General features: G+C 53.3%; 20 protein-coding genes. 11 read left to right on the forward strand and 9 right to left on the reverse strand.

All coding sequences use genetic code 11. The features are described from left to right. Positions 1 to 47 precede the first annotated feature (47 nt). Positions 48 to 1,001 carry a TMEM175 family protein gene (locus tag JUF21_RS05715; protein ID WP_203623112.1) on the reverse strand — a complete coding sequence of 318 codons (954 nt, stop codon included), beginning with the start codon at positions 999 to 1,001 and terminating at the stop codon, positions 48 to 50. Between the two features lie 119 nt (positions 1,002 to 1,120). Continuing rightward, entirely contained in the window at positions 1,121 to 1,576 is a 456-nt protein-coding gene (locus JUF21_RS05720) for a YueI family protein (protein ID WP_203623111.1), read from the reverse strand. Positions 1,577 to 1,641: 65 nt separating this feature from the next. Here JUF21_RS05720 and JUF21_RS05725 point away from each other — a divergent pair, with 65 nt between their 5' ends. Further along, on the forward strand, positions 1,642 to 2,253 hold the full coding sequence (locus JUF21_RS05725; protein ID WP_203623110.1) for a DUF1054 family protein: 612 nt from the start codon (positions 1,642 to 1,644) through the stop codon (positions 2,251 to 2,253). 58 nt (positions 2,254 to 2,311) lie between these two features. Here JUF21_RS05725 and JUF21_RS05730 read toward each other — a convergent pair whose 3' ends face one another. Then, positions 2,312 to 4,081: a helix-turn-helix domain-containing protein gene (locus JUF21_RS05730; protein WP_203663425.1), complete on the reverse strand. Its 1,770-nt coding sequence runs from the start codon at positions 4,079 to 4,081 to the stop codon at positions 2,312 to 2,314. Between the two features lie 145 nt (positions 4,082 to 4,226). Further along, on the reverse strand, positions 4,227 to 4,568 hold the full coding sequence (locus tag JUF21_RS05735; protein ID WP_125757410.1) for a hypothetical protein: 342 nt from the start codon (positions 4,566 to 4,568) through the stop codon (positions 4,227 to 4,229). A 251-nt stretch (positions 4,569 to 4,819) separates the two neighbouring features. Between JUF21_RS05735 and arsC the strand changes: the two genes are divergently transcribed. Next, positions 4,820 to 5,257 (forward strand): arsenate reductase (thioredoxin), encoded by a 438-nt coding sequence (gene arsC / locus JUF21_RS05740; RefSeq protein WP_203663433.1) that lies wholly within the window; start codon positions 4,820 to 4,822, stop codon positions 5,255 to 5,257. Between the two features lie 541 nt (positions 5,258 to 5,798). Here the strand turns inward: arsC and JUF21_RS05745 are convergent. From JUF21_RS05745 to JUF21_RS05755, 3 genes are all read right to left on the reverse strand, one after another. Further along, a complete protein-coding gene (locus tag JUF21_RS05745; RefSeq protein WP_125757406.1) occupies positions 5,799 to 6,131 on the reverse strand; it encodes a hypothetical protein in 333 nt (110 codons plus the stop codon). 108 nt (positions 6,132 to 6,239) lie between these two features. Further along, a complete protein-coding gene (locus tag JUF21_RS05750; protein ID WP_203623107.1) occupies positions 6,240 to 7,019 on the reverse strand; it encodes a gamma-glutamyl-gamma-aminobutyrate hydrolase family protein in 780 nt (259 codons plus the stop codon). A 131-nt stretch (positions 7,020 to 7,150) separates the two neighbouring features. Then, complete coding sequence (locus JUF21_RS05755; protein WP_203623106.1) at positions 7,151 to 7,771, reverse strand: hydrolase; 621 nt, start codon at positions 7,769 to 7,771, stop codon at positions 7,151 to 7,153. A gap of 103 nt (positions 7,772 to 7,874) precedes the next feature. Between JUF21_RS05755 and JUF21_RS05760 the strand changes: the two genes are divergently transcribed. The 3 genes from JUF21_RS05760 (at position 7,875) to JUF21_RS05770 (ending at position 9,557) form a co-directional block, all read left to right on the forward strand. Next, a complete protein-coding gene (locus tag JUF21_RS05760; protein ID WP_203623105.1) occupies positions 7,875 to 8,021 on the forward strand; it encodes a hypothetical protein in 147 nt (48 codons plus the stop codon). Positions 8,022 to 8,067: 46 nt separating this feature from the next. Further along, entirely contained in the window at positions 8,068 to 8,808 is a 741-nt protein-coding gene (locus JUF21_RS05765; RefSeq protein ID WP_203623104.1) for a GNAT family N-acetyltransferase, read from the forward strand. 113 nt (positions 8,809 to 8,921) lie between these two features. Then, positions 8,922 to 9,557, forward strand: coding sequence for an NAD(P)-dependent oxidoreductase (locus tag JUF21_RS05770; protein ID WP_125757398.1), 636 nt, complete (start codon positions 8,922 to 8,924; stop codon positions 9,555 to 9,557). A gap of 120 nt (positions 9,558 to 9,677) precedes the next feature. Here the strand turns inward: JUF21_RS05770 and JUF21_RS05775 are convergent, their stop codons facing one another. Next, positions 9,678 to 10,670, reverse strand: coding sequence for an aldo/keto reductase (locus JUF21_RS05775; RefSeq protein ID WP_125757396.1), 993 nt, complete (start codon positions 10,668 to 10,670; stop codon positions 9,678 to 9,680). A gap of 137 nt (positions 10,671 to 10,807) precedes the next feature. Between JUF21_RS05775 and JUF21_RS05780 the strand changes: the two genes are divergently transcribed. Continuing rightward, positions 10,808 to 11,293, forward strand: coding sequence for an NUDIX hydrolase (locus JUF21_RS05780; RefSeq protein WP_125757394.1), 486 nt, complete (start codon positions 10,808 to 10,810; stop codon positions 11,291 to 11,293). Between the two features lie 75 nt (positions 11,294 to 11,368). Here JUF21_RS05780 and JUF21_RS05785 read toward each other — a convergent pair whose 3' ends face one another. Next, positions 11,369 to 12,493: an NADH-dependent flavin oxidoreductase gene (locus tag JUF21_RS05785; protein WP_203663435.1), complete on the reverse strand. Its 1,125-nt coding sequence runs from the start codon at positions 12,491 to 12,493 to the stop codon at positions 11,369 to 11,371. Between the two features lie 335 nt (positions 12,494 to 12,828). Between JUF21_RS05785 and JUF21_RS05790 the strand changes: the two genes are divergently transcribed. From JUF21_RS05790 to JUF21_RS05810, 5 genes are all read left to right on the forward strand, one after another. Then, positions 12,829 to 13,926 carry a glycoside hydrolase family 105 protein gene (locus tag JUF21_RS05790; RefSeq protein ID WP_203663437.1) on the forward strand — a complete coding sequence of 366 codons (1,098 nt, stop codon included), beginning with the start codon at positions 12,829 to 12,831 and terminating at the stop codon, positions 13,924 to 13,926. A 66-nt stretch (positions 13,927 to 13,992) separates the two neighbouring features. After that, positions 13,993 to 14,817: an AraC family transcriptional regulator gene (locus JUF21_RS05795; protein WP_225419398.1), complete on the forward strand. Its 825-nt coding sequence runs from the start codon at positions 13,993 to 13,995 to the stop codon at positions 14,815 to 14,817. A 2-nt stretch (positions 14,818 to 14,819) separates the two neighbouring features. Beyond that, positions 14,820 to 16,187 (forward strand): PTS sugar transporter subunit IIC, encoded by a 1,368-nt coding sequence (locus tag JUF21_RS05800; protein ID WP_125757387.1) that lies wholly within the window; start codon positions 14,820 to 14,822, stop codon positions 16,185 to 16,187. Positions 16,188 to 16,223: 36 nt separating this feature from the next. Further along, positions 16,224 to 18,119, forward strand: coding sequence for a heparinase II/III family protein (locus tag JUF21_RS05805; RefSeq protein ID WP_203623101.1), 1,896 nt, complete (start codon positions 16,224 to 16,226; stop codon positions 18,117 to 18,119). Positions 18,120 to 18,289: 170 nt separating this feature from the next. Beyond that, a complete protein-coding gene (locus JUF21_RS05810) occupies positions 18,290 to 18,898 on the forward strand; it encodes a TIM barrel protein (RefSeq protein ID WP_203663439.1) in 609 nt (202 codons plus the stop codon). Positions 18,899 to 18,920: the final 22 nt, after the last annotated feature.

Raw genomic sequence — 18,920 nt, forward strand, 5'->3', positions numbered from 1 at the left:
CAGGCTCGGGTGGGGATGCCAAACCGGGTGTGCAAAAAAGCACCGCGTTAACGGTGCTCGTTTGGCCCTTGCTGCTTGCGCCGTTGCAGGACTTGGCGGTGCTGGTCAAACCAGGCAGCCATCTGGGCTTTTTGCTCCGGCGAAGCGTCGTCAAGCCGGTCGTGAAGCCGGCGCTTACGCTGGCCTTCCGGGATTTGATCAAGCCAAGCAGCCCAAGGTGGCAGTGGTGAGGTCGCGTCCGGTGTTTTGCTTTCAGGTGAAGGGGCCGCTGATGTTGGGGTTTGGCCGCGGTCGGCTGACTCGTTTGAGGTGGACTGCTCGTGCCAGATTCGGCGAGCAGTTTTACGCCAGTCGACATAGTCAGAAGCAGGCAGCTTGGCTAAGTCTTCTTGCTCGTCAGCGGGCAGCGCGGTTGCGTCATACATCTGTTGCCGTGCGTCAGCGTTGATCAAGAAGCTGAGGATCGGGTAGGCCAGGTAAAAGACCAGAGTGGCATGCGGGAAAAAGTACCCGGTCACAATCGCGACGATCGACAAGCCGTCCAGCCAGTGGTTGGCGTTGCCGTAAATTTTTCGATAGACCTGCTGCATGTCGGCTTTGGTCGTGTACTGAAGGTGAATAATCGATTTGGCCAACTCTCGAAATACCAGATTGATGATGGCCTGCATGATGCCGTATAAGATGACGGTTATGCGTGTGGTGTTTTCCGCCATCATTGAGGTGAACACGGGCATCAGGGACAGCACGGCCAGAAACGCCACTTCCCAAATCAGAATGCGGTAGGTCATGGTGTCGATTTCCGCGAAGGCGGTGCTGTGCTGATACCACATGTTGAAGACAAACACGAAGGTGATCAGATAGATTCCGATGTGTTTACCCATACTGAGATAGTTTGGCCAGCTATCGTGCAAGATAGGGGAGATGTCCAGTACCATGATGGTAATAATGACGGCCATGATGCCATCCGAAAAGGCATCAAGTCGGTTTTTTAATTTTTCCATAGCGACCTCCCGAATTGTTCACCGTATTTTAAAGTTAATCGAAGCACAGTGCAACTTCTTGAAGCAGCCAAAAACGGCCTCATCCAGCCAAGGGTGAGGTCGTGACGGTACTTTTGAGGTCACTTGAACAGCCGGCCGAAAAAGCCGGGTTTCTGTTTCGGTTGTGGTGTGTCTTGTGACTTGGATTCTGTTTTGGGCAGGTCGATGTCCTGAATGTTGATGGCGCTGCGGGCCACCAGCAAAATTCCAGCCCCCGTAGGCGCGAGGGTGGCTGTGCCGTCGTTGACCAGCGTGAATTGGACGTTCTTGGTACTGGCTGCTTGCATGTAAGGCGCCGTCATTTCAGGATCGAGCTTGCCGTTGATCAGCAGTTTGTATCCCGACTCGCCGGCTGTTTTGGCCAAGGCGGCAGTCACTGCCGAAAGCGCGGTTGGCGCTTCGACGTCCTGGTTGAAGACCCGGATGGCGACCCGCTCGCGCAGGGACCCTAAATAGTGGCGCCGCTCATCTGGGTTAGTCTGAGGCGGCCCATAAATGCTACTATTAAGGTGTTGTTGCAGATCATCGTCAGCCATGGTCAATTCCTCCTTGGTGGCGCTTGCAGCGCATGTACATTCAGTATAGCAGAAGGGGGCGTGCCATGTTCACCGATCAGGATTTTACTGTTTTTGATGAGCCGACACTGGAAGGCCGGTTGGACTTAATTCGGCGCGTGATCGATCCGAAGTTCGAAACTGCTGGCAATCAGTTGGCCGAATTGCTCGAGGAGGCAGGGCTGCCGAAGCTGACGCTGCACGTAGCCAAACATTTGCGGCGCCACAAGAATCCGCCGCCGGACACCTGGCTGGCGCTTTCAACCAGCCAGCGCGGCTACAAAATGACGCCGCACCTTGAGCTGGGCTTGTGGGATGACCGTCTGTTCCTCTGGCTGGCCTTGCTGCAGGAAGCCAAAAAGGTGCCGGTTCGCGTGCCGTTTGACTCGCTGCGGCCGCAGATGGTGTTGCTGCCAACCGACATGGAAATTGGGGCCGACCACACCAAAAAGGCCGTGCTGCCGTTGACCCTGTCGAATTTTGACCGGGTCAGCAAACGGTATCTGACTACGCAGGCCGGAGAATTTTTGGTGGGGAAGACCTATCTGCGGGCCGATCCGCTGTTTGCGGAGCCCGATGAGCTGTGGGCTGACCTGCAGGAGCGGGTGGTCCGTTTGGCTCCGGTGTTTAAGCTGTTGCTTGACGCCAATCCAAGCTGAGCAAAATAGCGCGCATCTGTTTTGATGGCGCGCTATTTTTGACCCGATTGTTAACTCGCTACTGCTGACGGCACTGGCCGCGGTAAGCCGTCAGCCAGTGCTCAGAATAATTCGCCGTATTATCAAATGGACAGAGGGTGCGGGTATCGGCGATCAGTTGCGCCGCCGCCTGCCGGGTGGCTTCGGTGTCGTGCTGATAGACTTGGGCGAGCGTCTGCAGCTCGGTGACCTCGCAGATGGGCCACCAGGACAGTAGCCAAGATTCATGCGTAAAGGCAGCGGTGAGCTTGGGGATCACGCTGTCGACGTGAAAGTACACGGCGCCGTATATGAAGTTATCACAGTTATCGAAGAGCTGGGCCGCCACGTTACTTTGCGGCTTAATGCGGGCTAACACCACCGTAACCAGCTCGTCGTAGTAGGTTTGATCGATGCGGTTGATGTTCAAGTTGAGCAGCTCCATGTCCTGCGAACTGAGTGTGGTCAGGGAGCGGAAGTAATCGACTATCGCCTTCTGCTCGCTTGGCGTCGCATCCGCGTACAGCGGATCGTGGTCAGGCAGCGCGCCTGGTGCGGCCCAATGGAACGCGGTGGTCAACCCGGCTTGGTACATGACACGCAGGCCCTCGGGAAAGTTGGGCGTGGTTCGGCGGAACTCCTCAAGCAGGTTGACCAAGTCATCTCGCGTGTAATGGGCTTGCTGGAAGTTGCTGGCCATGGTGTAGGCCTTCAGGCGATAACGGCGGAAGGTGCTGGTCGCGTCGGTTGCCGCTTGCATTTGGCTGGTTGGCACAAGAAGTCGCTGCATCAACGTCAGCGTGCTGTGAAAGCCTAGCGTCGTCTTGCCATTTTCAAACCGGGATTGCGCTGCTGCGGACCAGTCCCCAATCACGTCTTTGACGGTCAGCCCCCGCTGCTTGCGAAGTCGTGCCAGGGTGGGGCCGAACATTAACTTCGCATCTGGGTCAATGGCCAGTGCGGAATCGTAATGGTCCTCGATTACCTGGTTGTGCCAAGCATGTTTAGCGCCAGCTGTTTGTACTGAGTGGTCAAGAAAAGCTGCCAGCTGCGTTGCGCCGACTCGGCGTAGTGCGCCAAGAATCGGGGCGGGGTCGCGGTGTTCGGCAATCGCGCTTATGGCCAAAAACTGCGGCATCACGCTATTGAAATGAATCTGCAGTGCCGGGATTGGGCTGATGCGCTGCATGTCGGCGGCAATCTGCGCGTACAATGGCTTGTCGTTGTGCAGCAGTGCCACTAGGGCTAGGCGCCACAGGGCCTGCCGCTGATAGCCTAGCGTTTGGCCCGTTAAGGCGGTTAGCCGCTGCCATAACAACGTCGTCAGTTCATGACTGGCAAAGGGCACTGCGCTCGAAATGAGATAAAGTTCGAAATTGCTCCACTTGCTCGGGTAGGCGAGACGATCCGCCAGGGTCTGTTCCAACGTCAGGGGCAGGTGTCGGTCTTCAGTCTCAGGCAGGCGCAAAAATGGCTGAATCTGGCGGATCAGCGCGGCTAATGGTTCGGCGCAGGTTTGCTGCTGAAGAAAAGTGTCCACCTTTGTAGCCAAGGCCGTCCGCTGGCCCTTGATGATCTCCTGAAGGCCATTGGGGAAGCCTTGGGTCTGAGCGCCTAGCATTTCGCCGAGGTCGTCTACACCCATCCCGATGTTAAACATCAGCTGGCCGGCAATTTTGAGACTGATATCACCCTGGCCGCGTTCAAAGCGCGAAATGGTTGCTGTGTTAAGCCCATTGGCGGCCTGCTTCATCGAGATGTGCCGCTGCGTGCGAAACGCCCGAAATAGTTCACCCAAAGTCTGCCCCATGCCGATTTCCCCCATCCAAAGTGCCAACCTAGTTGCTAATAGCATAGCACCAAGCGCCGTGAGGATGGGTCAATTTTCTGGCGTTAGGCATCAAAAAAGCCTTCTCTGATCACTCGAGAAGGTCACAGTAAATTGACGGCCGTTGTTACGCGACTGAGTCGTCGCGCAACACTTTAAATTCGATTCCCAGCATTTCCTCGATGGGCTTGAAATGAACGCCATGTGAGGTGTCGTCGGCCAGGAGAAAGGCGTTGACGTCCGGGGTGTGGTTGCTGAGGGTGCCACGTTCGGAGAGCCAAATCTTCAACTCCCCGGTCGTGTCGTCATAAAAGCCGCGCAGCGAAGGGATAATCTCGCCATCCAATTCAAAAGTCGAAGTATCGAACAGGTCCCAGACAGAGTTGACAAAATCGTCCAGATTATCGTCGTTGGCAAGCACATCGTGAGTCTCTGGAAGCAGGGCGAGAAAAGTTACCTTTTTGGTCATTAAGAATCCCCCTTTAATTGACCGAACAAATGGGACATCATTATGCTTCAATGGCGGCGCGCTTGCAACCTCTTTTACAAAGACGACAGCTGGCAAAAAGCATATCGGTAGACAGCAGCAACCCGCACCGTTTGGGCGAAGTCTCACCTAGACGGCAAGCAAGCGGTGGAGGTTGATTCAGGGCAGAGATGGTTGGTCAGTCGCAGGCCGGGTATAATAGAAATAAGGTGAGTGCGAAAGGTGGTGGGGTAATGCCGCAAATTTACTTTCTGTGTACGGGCAACTCGTGCCGCAGTCAAATGGCCGAAGGATTTGCCAAGCAGATTATGGGCAAACAGTGGCGAGTGGCCAGCGCCGGTCTACAAATCGACGGGCTGAATCCGCTGGCGGTCAAAGTGATGGCCGAGCGCGGCGTGGACATCAGCGAGCAGTACTCGAAGCTGATCGACCCGCAGTATCTGCGGTCATCTGATTTGGTGGTCACATTATGCGGGGATGCGCGTGATCGCTGCCCAGCAGTGCCAGCAACGGTTCGACGGCTGCATTGGCCACTGCCGGATCCGGCCGCGGCCACGGGCACCGACGATGAAGTGCTTCAGGTTTTTCGCACCGTGAGAGACGACATTGCGCGGCGGGTGAGCGAGTTGACACAGCAAGCTGGCTGCGACCAGGAATTCAAACGAGGCTGAGACATAAAGCGGTTTTAGTCCAAAATGCAACTGCCCCTGCACCACGATTTGGTTTTAAAATCGCGGTGCAGGGGCAGTTGTGTGCTAAGGCGTTGTTTTATGTTTCGCGGCTAGGCAATTTTGTCTGACTTTGGCTCTTCTTGGTGAGCGAATTAAAAAAACCACCATTGCTGGTGGAAAAGTTTGGGGGAACTTTTTGGGAGTGTTGCCATTCCTCTGGCAGCTAATGTTGGTTCTGCCTTTGGACCTCTTTAGAGTATCACATCTTATCAGATTTGATAACTAAAAAATTCAGAATTGGCCAAAATATTTATTCATAACCAATTTGCTGGTCCGCCAATCATCACTATTGGAGCTTTGTACATCTTGCTAACCATGTCGACACCTCCGCTTCACAGGCTTGCAGCCGGTGCCTATCATGGGGCCCCGAATGATAGAATTTTCAAGATGAAAAGTCAATTTTCACAATCTCAGGTCTATTCAGACGGTTTTCCATTAGCCAATACCAATGGCTTGCTCTGACGCTTTACCTCATCGGCAGTCATAGCTGACCGCTATCGATGATTTTTCGCATCGCAGTTTGCACGGCCATCAGGGTCATGTGCGGGTCTCGCTTGAAGGCGGGGACTAGTTTGGCGGCGTTCAGAGCGTCAGTTTGCAGCAGTTGCTTACCCGTGATGTCCAGAACGATCAAGTCCGTATTGCGCAGCCGGGCGGTGAGGTAGCCGCCTTCAATGCCCTCATCCAGGAGCTCCTGAATCCAGTTTTGCAGTCCGCCTTGTACCACCTGATCCTCGTTCATCGGCTCACCATTTTGCTGACTTTTTGCTACGAGTGCGGCAACTTGCGCCATTGTTTCGGGAATTTCGTGCATGAATGCCATCTCCTTTGTCTTTTCACGGGCATTGTACGCTTACTGCCCAAAGAAAGGAACTGCGCCAACTTAAAAAGCCAGCCGTTCTGGCGACTGGCCGTGAAAATATTAGCTGACTTTAGCCTGAACGGCCGGATTCTGCGCGTTTTTCGCTGCCGCGGCGCGTTGCACCAGTAAGACGAAAGGCCGCAGTTGGGCGGCGTCCTGCTGCCACAGGTTCTCCGGGTGCCACTGCACGGCCATGATCTGGCTGTCACGGGTATCGGCGACCGCCTCGACCACACCGTCCGGGGCGGTCGCAACAATCTGGAGGCCGGGCGCTACCTGTTTGATCGCCTCGTGGTGGCGCGAGTTAACGTAAGCGTGTTCGCCCACCAGTTTGGCCAGCTGCGAGCCGGCTTTGACCGTGACATGGTGGGTCGGGTACTGCCCTGGAGCCGCCTGCGCGTGGCGAATGGTGGCATCGGGGTCCTGGTTCGCCAGGTCTTGGTACAACGTCCCACCCAGCGTGACGTTCAGGATCTGTAAGCCGCGGCAGATTGCGAAAATTGGCTTGCCAGCGGCAATCGTGGCCTTGATCAGGGCCTGCTCGAAGCGGTCCTTTGGATAGGTCACACTGCCAATAAAGCGGGTCGGCTCTTCGCCGTAAAGCGTTGGGTCAACGTCTGGCCCGCCTGGCAGCAGCAGCCCATCAAACGTCGCAACGGCGGCCTCGGCCAGCTCAGTCGCCAGGGTCACGTCATCGGGAAACGGTAAAATGATGGGGGCCCCGCCGGCTTTAATGATGGCGGTTTTAATGTCACGCGGGGCAAAGTCTGCGTGATTCAAGTTGAGCTCAGCCGATGGTGTGTCGAGGGCATCACCGGTCATGGCAATAATGGGACGCATGGGATCAATCCTTTCAGAAAATCATTGTCACCTACTTTAGGACATATTTCCCAGCAGTCAAGTAAAACTTGGTAAACTATCGACGCGAAAAAGCCGCCCAGCAGTTGCAGGGCGGCAGAGTTGCCAGACGCTTATTCAGCATGGAAGAAGTCGTCGTTTTCAAACATCAGCTTCACAAAATCGTGGGCGTACTCGGTGCGGTTCCAATCGCGCTGCCACTCGCAGGCCAGTTGGGCGTTAGAGATGAGTTCGGCACCGGCCTGTTCGACTCGGCGCAGCGCGGTTTCGTGGGCTAACGTGGACGTGCCCCCAATCGCGTCCACCACTGGGAAAACGTGGTAGCCCTCGCGCAGCGCGTCCAGTGTTGGAAACGCCATGCAGGCCTCGGTCCACAGGGCGCACATGATTAGATTCTTGCGGCCGGTCGCGTGCACGGCTTCGTTGAAGTCCTGGTCCTCCCAGGCGTTGATGTTGGTGCGGTCAAACGTAGGCTGATCCGGCATCAGGTCGCGCAACGCCTTTAGCGTGTCAGCGTTGCGACCGGTCGCGACGTTCACGGTACTGAGGACAATGGGGACGTGATAGGCCTGTGCTAGTTTGATGGTGAACGACACATTTTTGACGAGCTGCGGATGGCCAATCGACTGAATCGACGAGACTTGCGTGGGCTGGTAATCAATTACCAGCAGGACGGAGTTTTCTGGGGTCAGCAGCGGATCTTCTTCTGGGTTGCGACGCGGATAACTGGTCATGATGCTTACCTCCTAATAATTGGATACGCTTGCATTGTAGACTGTGGCGCGGATAATGACTAGTAAAGCGACTCGGGTTGCGAGACGCGTTAAGGAGGGTGCAATGGGACAATTCTTTCACTCGCTGTTCAAAGGAATCGCCAATTTTTTCACGCTACTGGCAGGAAATATCAATCGGCCATTTTTGCCGCCGGATTCGGTGCGTAAACGGACCCCGCGTCAAGATAAGGACGATTGGCGCCACCGGTGAGTCTGGTTTGCGGCAGTACCTGAAGCACTCAAGGAGATGACAGCCGATGACGAAAATCACGGATCAACTGGCTTTGGAGTTTGGCCTCGCGCCGGCGGATTTTGCGCGGCCGTACAACCGGTTCATCACGGCGCCGCCAGTCAGCGGGGCGCGGTATTGGGCCCGCGACGCTGGCGACCTCGTCGTGTATCAGGATCATCTTTACGTCCGCACGACCAACCCGCTGGTGACTGACGGCATCGCGCTGGATTTCAACACCACGGCGGGTGAGTGGTTTTTCGCGTGGCCGCACCTGCGCGAACTGGAGCGTCTGCTGCACCGCTACGGCTGGCAGATTACCAACCACGCGCCGTTTTTTCTGCCGACTGGCACAATCCAGCCGCCAAGCGACGCGCACCTGATGCTGATTGAGCAAGCCGACATCCCGCTATTCAAAAAGGACAAGCGGATCCACGAGGCCTTTGCCTTCGATGATGTTGATCCCGATATGCTGGGGGTTGGCTATTTTGACGATGGCCAGCTCAAGGTGGTGGCTGGCGCCAACCAAAATGGGCGCTACACCTGGGAAATTGGCGTTGAGGTGCTGGATCCGGCCTTCGCGCGCCAGGGGCTGGCAGTCAAGGTGGTTCAGTTGCTGACTGCAGAAATTCAACGGCGCGAACCCGAGATGTTGGTGGTTTACGGCACGCAATTTTCGCACATGCGGTCAATGAACGTGGCCATTCGCGCGGGCTTTAAAGTCGGTTGGACAGAGCTGACGTTTGCGCCGATTCGCCGGCACCACTGACCTCAGGTGCGAGCCGTGGTTGCGCCTTGGTCGGTAAATGAGTAGGATGACCACTGATTCAAATGAGGTCAATTAGCGTTGGCCGTGGTCACGGACATAGTAGGAGGGATAGCATGAAAATTGGCATTATCGGCGCTACTGGCCGCGTCGGCCAAGCGATGGTGGCAGCGGCACTGGCAAAGGGCCATGAAGTCACCGCACTTGTGCGCAATCAGGCCAAGGCCGAGAAGCTGTTCGGCAGCACAGTTTCATTGGTGGTCAAAGACGCACTGACCTTGGACCGCGTTGATTTTGACGGGTTGGACGCGGTCGTTGACGCGTTTGCCTCGCCGCAGGCCTTCCAGCACTTGGATCTGGCCACGCGCCTGATCACGATGTTTCGAAAGACAGAGAAGCCATATCTGCTGTTCGTGCTGGGGGCAGGCTCGTTGCAGCTCCCATCGGGCGAACGGTTGGTGAAACAACTCGAAAAAACGGCTGCTGGTGCGCCTTGGGTCAAGACCCCACAGCAGCAGCTCCATGAGTACCAGTACCTGCAGTGGATCCAGGACGTGGCGTGGACGGCGGTCTCGCCGCAGGCCAACTTGATTGACGGAGCGCCGAGTGACTACCGGCTGGGCACCGACGCCGTGATGACCGCGCCTTCAGGCAAGTCAGAAGTCTCGGTAGGTAACCTGGCGACCGCAGCCATCGCGGAGCTTGAGGCCAAGACCCACTTGCGGCAGCGCTTTACAGTCGTGAATGCTTAGACAGCAAAAACTCTGATTTCAGCCGGCAGTCACATTGCTGCCGGCTGAATCAGAGTTTTTTTGTGTGGTTATTGTCGTGGGTTGATGGCCAAGCGGTCAGGCGAGACGGCGCGAACTTTTTTAGGCGAGAACGTGGTCGATGGCGCGTTCTTCTTCTGCGGTGAACGTCAGCTTGTTCAGCGCCTTGACGTTGTCATCAAGCTGGCTGACCTTGCTGGCGCCGATGATGACACTGGCCACCGCCGGCTGTCGCAGATCCCAGGCCAGCGCCATTTCGGCAAGGGTCTGGCCGCGCTTTTCGGCGATGGCGTTCAACGCCTTGATCTTGTCCAACTTGCTTTCCACGTCAGCCACGTGCAGGAATTTGCTGTCCTTGCGAGCGGCGCGAGAATCTTCGGGGATGCCGTGCAGGTAGCGCCCGGTCAGCATGCCCTGCGCCAGCGGGCTGAAGACGACGGCACCGGTGTGATCCTTGGCCAAGGTCGGGAACAGCTCTTTTTCAGGGTCGCGGCCGAACATATTGTAGCGGTCCTGATGAATGATGTACGGGGTCTTGAGCTCTTTGAAGATGGCGGCAATCTTTTCGGTGTTTTCCGCGTTGTAGTTTGAGATGCCGACATACAGCGCCTTGCCGCTTTTGACCAGCTGGTCGAGAGCCAGCGCGGTTTCCTCCAGCGGGGTATCCGGGTCGAAGCGGTGAGAGTAGAAGATGTCAAAATAGTCGAGGCCGGTGCGGCGCAAGCTTTGGTCGCAGCTGGCAATAATGCTTTTACGCGAGCCCCACTCGCCGTATGGGCCTGGCCACATGTAGTAGCCGGCCTTGGAAGTGATGACCAGCTCGTCACGGTACGGCTGGAAGTCCGCTTTGAAGATTCGGCCAAAATTGGTTTCGGCGCTGCCGGCGTCCGGGCCGTAGTTGTTGGCAATGTCAAAGCAGGTGATGCCCAGGTCAAAGGCGTGGCGCAGCAGGTGCCGCTGATTTTCCAGCGGGTCAACACTGCCGAAGTTGTGCCACAAGCCCAGTGACAGGGCGGAGAGTTTCAGACCGCTGTTGCCGACGCGGCGGTACTGCATATTATCGTAGCGAGTTGGTGATGCGAGATAGTTTTCCATAATCTTGCTCCTTTGTCAGAATCGGAGATAGCGCTTTCTCATCTCTGCTTTTCACATTATCACTTATCCCGGCCGCGGCGCAAAAATTTTCGGCGGCTTCGGTACTATGGTATTTTAATCATAGAAGGCAAAAGGGGGTGTTGATCATCGGTTATGTCGAAGATTTGCGGCGCCTGGTCGGGCATCGCCGCGTGCTCTTGAACGGCTGCTGTGCAGTGTTGGTGAATGACGACGGGGCGCTGCTGATGCAGCAGCGCAACGAGCCGGCGCGGCGCTGGGGCTTGCCTGGTGGGCTGATGGAACTGGGCGAGTCGACGAAAGCCACGGTGGTGCGTGAAGTCGCAGAGGAAAGCGGCCTCCGGCTGGATCCGGACCAGCTGCACCTGCTCAACGTCTACTCCGGTGAGGGCACGAGTGTGGCGGCCAACGGCGATCAGTTTGATATCGTGAACACGGCTTATTACGCCGAGCATATCTGCGGTACACCGCGCGTCAACGATGCTGAGTCGCTCCAGTACTGCTGGGTGCCGTTTTCGCTATTGCCCGACAATGTGCCCAGGACCCACCAGCATGCAATTCGCGATTATTTGGCTTTGAAAGCAAAGCAGGCGGACAAAGGCTAGCCGGTCACGCGAACGAAAAACAGCGGCGCCACTCAGACTTGTTGCCTGAGTGGCGCCGCTGTTTTTTGCCTAAGCTCAGTTTGCTCCGGTCACGTGCATGTCCGCGTGCATGTTGACCGTTAAGAAGTGCCAAAGCGCCGGTGTGATGCCAAGCTCTTCCAGATCCGCCAGTGAAACGGTGTAGCGAATTGCCGCTTCGTCGCCTGACGCGGCTTTTTGGACCCAGTGCGGCTCACGCAGCATCTCACGGCCAATCGCCACAAAATCAATGCCCGCGGCCATGACCTTTTCCGCATCTGCAGGCGTTTCGACGCTGCCGACACTGATCAGTGGCAAGCGGCCCGCAACCTGGTGCTGGATTTTCAAGATGACCGGCTCGGTATCGGCGTGGTCATTCAGCGAGGTCTGGAATGCGTGCCCTTGAGAAATGTGCAGGTAGTCGATGGGTTGATCAGCTAGCGTGTCAATGAACTTGAGCGTGTCTGGCAGCCGGATCCCCGGGGTTTCAATTTCCTCTGGCGAGATGCGGTAACCGACCAGAAATGGCCAGTCGGCTTCCGCTGCGACTTGGTGGACCCGCTTAATGATCGCCAAGGCGAAGCGCTCGCGGTTTTCCAGGCTGCCGCCCCACTGGTCAGTACGCCGATTGCTGTGCGGGGAGAAGAACTGTTGCATGAGATAGGTGTTTGCCCCGTGCAGTTCAACGCCGTCGAACCCGGCCTCAAGCGCACGCCGGGCGGCCTGGCCAAAGTCCTCGATCAAAGCAGTAATCTCATCTTCCGTGAGGGCGCGAGGAGTTTCAGCCCCTTGGCGCAATGACGGTACGGCACTGGCGGACACGGGCTGCTCGCCGCGCAGAATTTTTGAATTGGTCATTCGGCCGGCGTGAAAAATCTGCAAGATGGCTTTGGTGCCGTTTTGCTTCATCGCACTGGCCATTTTGGTCAGGCCGGGCAGGTAGCGATCATCGGCGACCGAGAGCTCGCCTTCAAAACCCTTGCCGCTTTCGGCCACATTTGCGACAGGGGAGATGAACATGCCAGCGCCGCCGCTGTGCAGTTTAAAATACCGCAGCTCATCGGTGGTGACAGAGCCTTCCTCGAATGCCGAGGTCTCGGTCATCGGCGGGATCACCACGCGGTTTTTCACCGTGATCCCGTTTTTGAATGTGTAAGGCTTGAGAAAATTATAGCTGGCCATTTTATTCCTTCTTTCCTTTTCTGTCAGCAGATCTAAGCGCATTTTATGAGTTTTAACCGTGATCAGTATAATGCGCTATTAAGCCACTGGTAAGCTGCTTGCCAAAAATTCCGTGACATTCATCAACAGGAATTGGCCGGTGGATTTAAATAAACTGACCATACCTATTCTTGCATTCTATTATCAATCAGCAGACCAGCCGACTCTAAGAGGTGCGCGAAAACGTTGTCGAATATCATAAATGTTCAAAATAAGAATGACGATTTCTGCACATATTGTGTTTCATAAAGACAATTATCTCTAGCTATACTTTATGCTGAAGGGAGGTTAAGATATTGACATTAAAGGATTTATCAGACTTTTCTACCAAAGAGGACGCTATTGCGGCTTTGTTTAATCACCTGATTAATTTGAAGGATGATTCTGGACAATTCACTTTTGAGACAGATGCACGAAAGGTGGATGACAAGAGCTGGAATTCCTGGAATTGGCCACAGGGGGTCGCTCTCTACGGCTTGTTCAGGTATTACGAATTGAGCCATAAACCTAAAGTACTGGACGCAATCGATCAGTGGTATGACGTTAATCTTAAACAGCCAATTCCTGCATCCGATCTAAATGTTAATGGCATGATTCCGACGCTCACATTGGCTACACTGTTTGATCATTTTGATACCCGAATCAGCAATCTCGCTGATTATCTGACGCAATGGGCAGAATGGGCCATTCACTCACTGCATCGTACGGACTATCGAGGATTTGAACATGATACGTTCGGCAACTTCAATGACCAGCAGCTTTGGGATGACACATTGATGATGGCTGTATTGCCATTGGCCAAAATTGGGGTGGTGCTTGATCGTCCAGATTATGTCCAAGAGGCAATGCAGCAAATCCTTGTTCACAGCAAGTTTCTGATGGACAGTGAAACAGGACTCTGGTATCACAGCTGGAACTTCTCCAGTTCGCCGCATTCTGCAAAAGTGTACTGGGGTCGGGGTAATGCTTGGATCACAATAGCGATACCGGAGTTGATTGCGATTCTAGGTCAGCAGATGCCGGATGCAATTAAAAACTACGCAGTGAGCGTGCTGAAAGGCCAGATCAATGCATTGCTGCCCTTACAGGCTGAAAGTGGTATGTGGCGCACGGTCCTGGATGATCCGACCGCATATGAGGAAACGTCTGCTACTGCAGGCTTTACATACGGCTTTAAGCGGGCAAAGCAGTTGGGTCTCATTCAGGGGGCCACCGTGGATCGAGCCATCACGAGAGGACAACAAGCCTTGTTAAATCAGGTCTCACCTTCAGGTCACTTGGCCAATGTTTCCTCAGGAACGCCAGTCGGGCCAGACAACGCGTTCTATAAACAGATTCCAGTCACGGATATGCCGTACGGGCAGGCCTTGGCAATCTTGGCTTTAGCAATTTAGTGATTAATTTGAGAGGGGCTGTCACCAATCGAAGATTTTGCAAAATTACCAAAGGCTGATATCTCGATTACCCATAGTAATGGTGATCCACTTCGAATGTCGGTTCCTCACTATCATGATGGCTTTGAGCTTCACACGGTGATTCATGGCAAAGTGACCTACTTACTTGATTCTAAGGTCATTCATGGTGGCGATGGCACGATCACATTGATTCCGCCAAACTTTGTGCACCAGCTCATGGTGCACGATGAAACGACCTATGAGCGATTCTTTGTCTATTTTCGGTTACCCATTTTACGGGGATTCATTGAGATGGCCCCAAACGCTTTTGGCCCATTGCTGGGCACGTTGCAAAACGGCCCGTTTTCGGTGCGACTGTCTGGTCGCAAAATGGATAAGTTTGTCGATTTGCTGAGCGATTTGAATGCACTAGTGCACCGCTCGTCTGTCAACTGGCAGGGAATGCGTGAGCGCATGCTGCTTGTTGAACTGCTCATTTTAATGTCTGACCACTATGTGTCACATCAGAAGAGCAGTAATCGGTTAACAGAACAATACAGCGAGAATTTTAAAGCCATGACTGGTTATTTACGCGATCACGCTGCCGAATCGCTGACGCTTGACCGCATAAGCGATCATTTTTACACGAGTGGAGCGACAATCAACCGGACGTTCAAACGCGAAATCGACATGACCCCGAAACAATACCTGACGTATGTCAGAATCAACGCGTCATTACCATATATTGAGGCAGGAGAGCCAATCAAAATGGTGGCTAATCGCGTCGGTTATAAAAATGAATCGAGCTTTATTCGCACCTTTAGTTCACTTAAGGCGATGACGCCGAAGCAATACTTTAAACGAGTTAGTCGGAAGGAAAGAGAGATGTAACTATGGAACAAGCAAAAGAATCTTGGTGGCGTAGATTTGCCGACAGCTTCGTCAAGTTCTCAGTCAAGCTTGGACAAGAAGTCCATTTGATGTCCTTACGCGATGCCTTCGGGACTGAAATGCCAATTTTCATTACTACAGGGATCGCGACCTTGCTTAATTCTGTTGTATTTCCGTTTATCATCAAAGACCCTAAAATTTTGACTTATTTTCAAAACTTTGGGTCTGCGGTCATCAACGGGTCACTGAATGTGATCACTGTGCTGTTGGCGCCAACTGTTGGCTATTTTCTCGCTAAGAACAAGAAATTCGATAATGCCATTTTCTGTGCCATTATGTCTTTAAGTAACCTGTTTGTGATCATGGCATTGAAGTATTCGGTAACCCCAGACAATGCGACTAAACCAGTTAGTGTGACCGGAGTGCTGCCATACACTGTACTTGGCGCGAACAGCATGTTTGCAGCCATCTTCGTGGGTTTGGTATCGACTGAATTACTGATACGGTTCTCCAAGGTCAAAAATTTCCAAATCAAGATGCCTGCCAGCGTTCCGCCAGCCGTGATGAATGGGTTTAAGATGATGATTCCGTCCATCTTGGTCACAACGATTTTCGGGATTTTGGCTGCCCTGACGGTTGGACTGCTTCACACCGATTTCATTAGTTTGATTGCGACTTTGATTCAGCAGCCCTTCAAGCGCATCGGGTCCAATCTCTTTGGTTATATGTTTATCTACAGTTGTGGTGATCTCTTGTTCTTTTTCGGTATTCATCAGTCGGTCTTAAATGGGACACTCTTGGGGCCACTTGAGACGATGAACATTACCGAAAATATGAAAGCGTTTGCGGCCCATCAGCCAATTCCTAATATTATTTCTGGTGAGTTTCGGATGGCATACATGCAGATGGGCGGCACTGGCATGACGCTTTGCCTGCTTATGGCACTGTTCCTTTTTAAAAAGCAAATTGATTACAAACCGTTCGACACAGTTGCAAAGCTCTCCCTTGGCCCTGGATTGTTCATGATCAATGAGCCAATTATCTTTGGCTTGCCGATTGTGTTCAACATTCCAATGCTCTTCCCATTCATCCTGGTTCCACTTGTCGGGGGACTGATCGGCTACTTTGCCACGATTATTCACTTTGTTGAGCCACTTGCGATTATGACGCCTTGGTTTACACCCCCGTTTGTCAGTGGCTTCCTATCCAGTGGTGGTGATTGGAAAGTCGTTGTCGTTCAGGTGATTATCTTCATTGTTGGGACGTTCCTGTATTATCCTTTCCTGAAACTTGCGGCGCGGACTTTGAAGAAACAAGCAGAGCTTTCCCCAGAGCCTGTCGACACTGCGGCATCCGATGAAGCAAAGTAAAGTGTTATCAACTAGATACGAATGAGAGGGACGCTATTGTTAACATCCAATCAAGTTAAAACGTTGAGCCGTGACGTTGATCCGTTTATTGCCAGCTGGCACGATGATGTCAGTCATCTTGCCGGTTGGCGGCATAACTATTTCTGTCAAGATGATGGGGCGCTGCTGACGTTTGATCCGGCCAGCCCGCATCGCCATGTATGCCCAGAGTGTGGAAGAGTTTATGAATCAGTCGCGACCGATAATGCGTGGGTAACCATCTTTCGGAATCTTACCTTGGACCACCTGCGGCAGGCGATGTTTCTATATCAAGCCACTGCAACACCCAAGTATTTGGATTTTTGCAAGCGGGTGTTGAACTTCTACGCGTCGCATTACAGTCAGTTTCCAATCCATGTCAAAGATGTCGTGGTGGATTATCAGCCGTATGAATCTTTGCGTGCTGAAGCTAAGCCGGATGATCCTGTCGTGATGTTTGATAATTGGGCACTGGATGATGGCAAGGTTGAGGTTGTCGGCCCTGGCAAAATTATGGGTCAAGGGCTCTCAGAGGCCATTGCACTGATCAAATTGGCTTTCGTTTTCCAGAATCTCCGTGACCACTTTGATCAAAGCGAGGCCCAACTCATAGTTGATCAGCTTTTCCTGCCGGCAAGGGATTTTCTGGACCAGCAGCAGTTCGCCATTCACAACATTACGTTGTGGCGAGAGGCTGCGATCCAGGTGCTCAATATTGTCTGCGGGCAGCCAGTGGACTTTGAGCGGCGGCTTGGGATTTATGACCATTTAACTAAGGGTGTCACCAATGCAGGACTATGGTATGAGGGTTCAATGCACTATCACTTCTACGTGCTGGAGGCATTGACGGATCTTGCGTACTTCTGCACTCAGGGTGAGATTGAGGCACCGAAGTTGCGCGACGGAATCGAGCAGATGTTGAGTGTGCCTTGCCAGTTGGCGTTTGCAAATGGCGATTTGCCAAACCCTAACGATGGTTGGCCGAACATTAACCTGTTGACTTATGTCCAGCAGTACGAGATGGCAGCTTTGGCCTATCCGAAAGACGAGCAGATCCAAGCCTTGTATGCGATGGTTTTGAACAGTAGCAAGAGCAGGGTCCCAGTGCCTTTGGAGCAGGATCGTTACTTTGGCAAGCACAGTATTATTGGACAGGCCTATAATTTGTTCCCATCGCATGTGTCGTATGAACCACGTCATCAAAATCAACTGTTAGATGGGTCTAAGCTTGCAGTGTTGGCCGCAGGCGACTGGCAAGCCTTCATCAAGTATGGGTGCTTGACGCTTTCTCACGCACACTATGACCCACTTAACTTTGAGCTTGCTTTCGGTAATCATCATTTGGTCAAGGACCTATCGAATGCAGGCTATGGCAGCGGCCTGAATGAACGTTGGTACAACACCACGCTTGGTCACAATTCACTCATAATCAATGGGGCGCTTAACAACAATCGGTCTTATCATGCTGAAGTTACTCAGATCTTAAATGGCTACAAGGCGGTTAGCGCTGATGCTTTCCCAGACAGCGTGATCGAACGGCAATTCACGCTGACAGTGCATGGCTTAGTGATTCGCAACAAGGCAGTCGCACCAGCAAACGGTCAGACGGCGCTGGTTCAACATCTTGAAATCGGAATGGACAAAATGGCGACTCAGGCGAAGCTGTCTGCAATTCCTCTTTCTGGGGTTGCTGAGTTTGCGCTTGATCGTAGTTTCGTCAAAAAGGCGTACCAAGTTGCAACTACTAATCACCAGGCTCTGTTCCAGTTCCCTGAGTTTCAGTTCACATTGAGCTGGGAAAATGAAGCTAAGTTGTATCTCTTGGTCTCGGTGGGCAATCCAGTTGAGCAACCGCGGCTTTCGTGGCTTCTTTGCAGTGGTGATCATCTCAACGCCACGATCAAAATCGGTTAATGGAGTGGGGACTACTGGATAGTCCCCACTTTGTTTGGCCAGTCAGTAAAAAAAGAAACCGATGCGCCGTGATTAAGATTAAAGACTCACCCGGCCAGCATCGTTTCAGCCCTTGTTACACGACGGAGAGTCATGTTTGGGGGTGATTAAGTGAGGAGGAATCAGGTAGTATGCGAACGGATATTGCGGTTCGGGGACATGATCTTGCCTATTATGATGACATCACGGCGCTCAGTAGCGCAATGCGGCAACGCGGGTTGCACTCTCTGGCTTTTTCACCGGCCAAGTCGTTGCCCCAAACAACGCATGAAGGGGATCTGGTCAGCTTCGGTCTGGGGGCGTTTGTTCGTCGCGCACTGGCAGATTCTGAAGTTGAGATTGCGACACTGAGTTGCTACGTCAATATGGTGGCCCAAGACTTGACTGAACAGGATAAGACAAACGGACGATTGGCCAGATATCTGCAAATTGCACCTGCATTTGGAACCAGAATCGTGGCAACTGAAACAGGTAGTGTGAGCCCTACTTATGCAGTGACGCCAGCTAATTATGAGGACAAAGTTTTTGAGACTTTGGTGCGGCAGGTCCGGCGCCTACTGAAAGTCGCACACGCGTCAGGTACTTTTCTTGCCCTGGAACCTGGCATCAGTAATCCGCTGTATTCATTGGGCCGGGTGAAGGAGCTGGTTCAGGCTGTCAATGATGACGCTAACTTAAAATTGATCCCCAGTTTACAATTCAAGTGCAACACCTTAGCGACTAGACCAAAAAGGCCATGAAGACCTATTCTTGTTAGTGCAA

Origin of the sequence: Lacticaseibacillus sp. 53-4 (genome assembly GCF_016861805.1) — a bacterium.
Classification (GTDB): Bacteria; Bacillota; Bacilli; order Lactobacillales; family Lactobacillaceae; genus Lacticaseibacillus.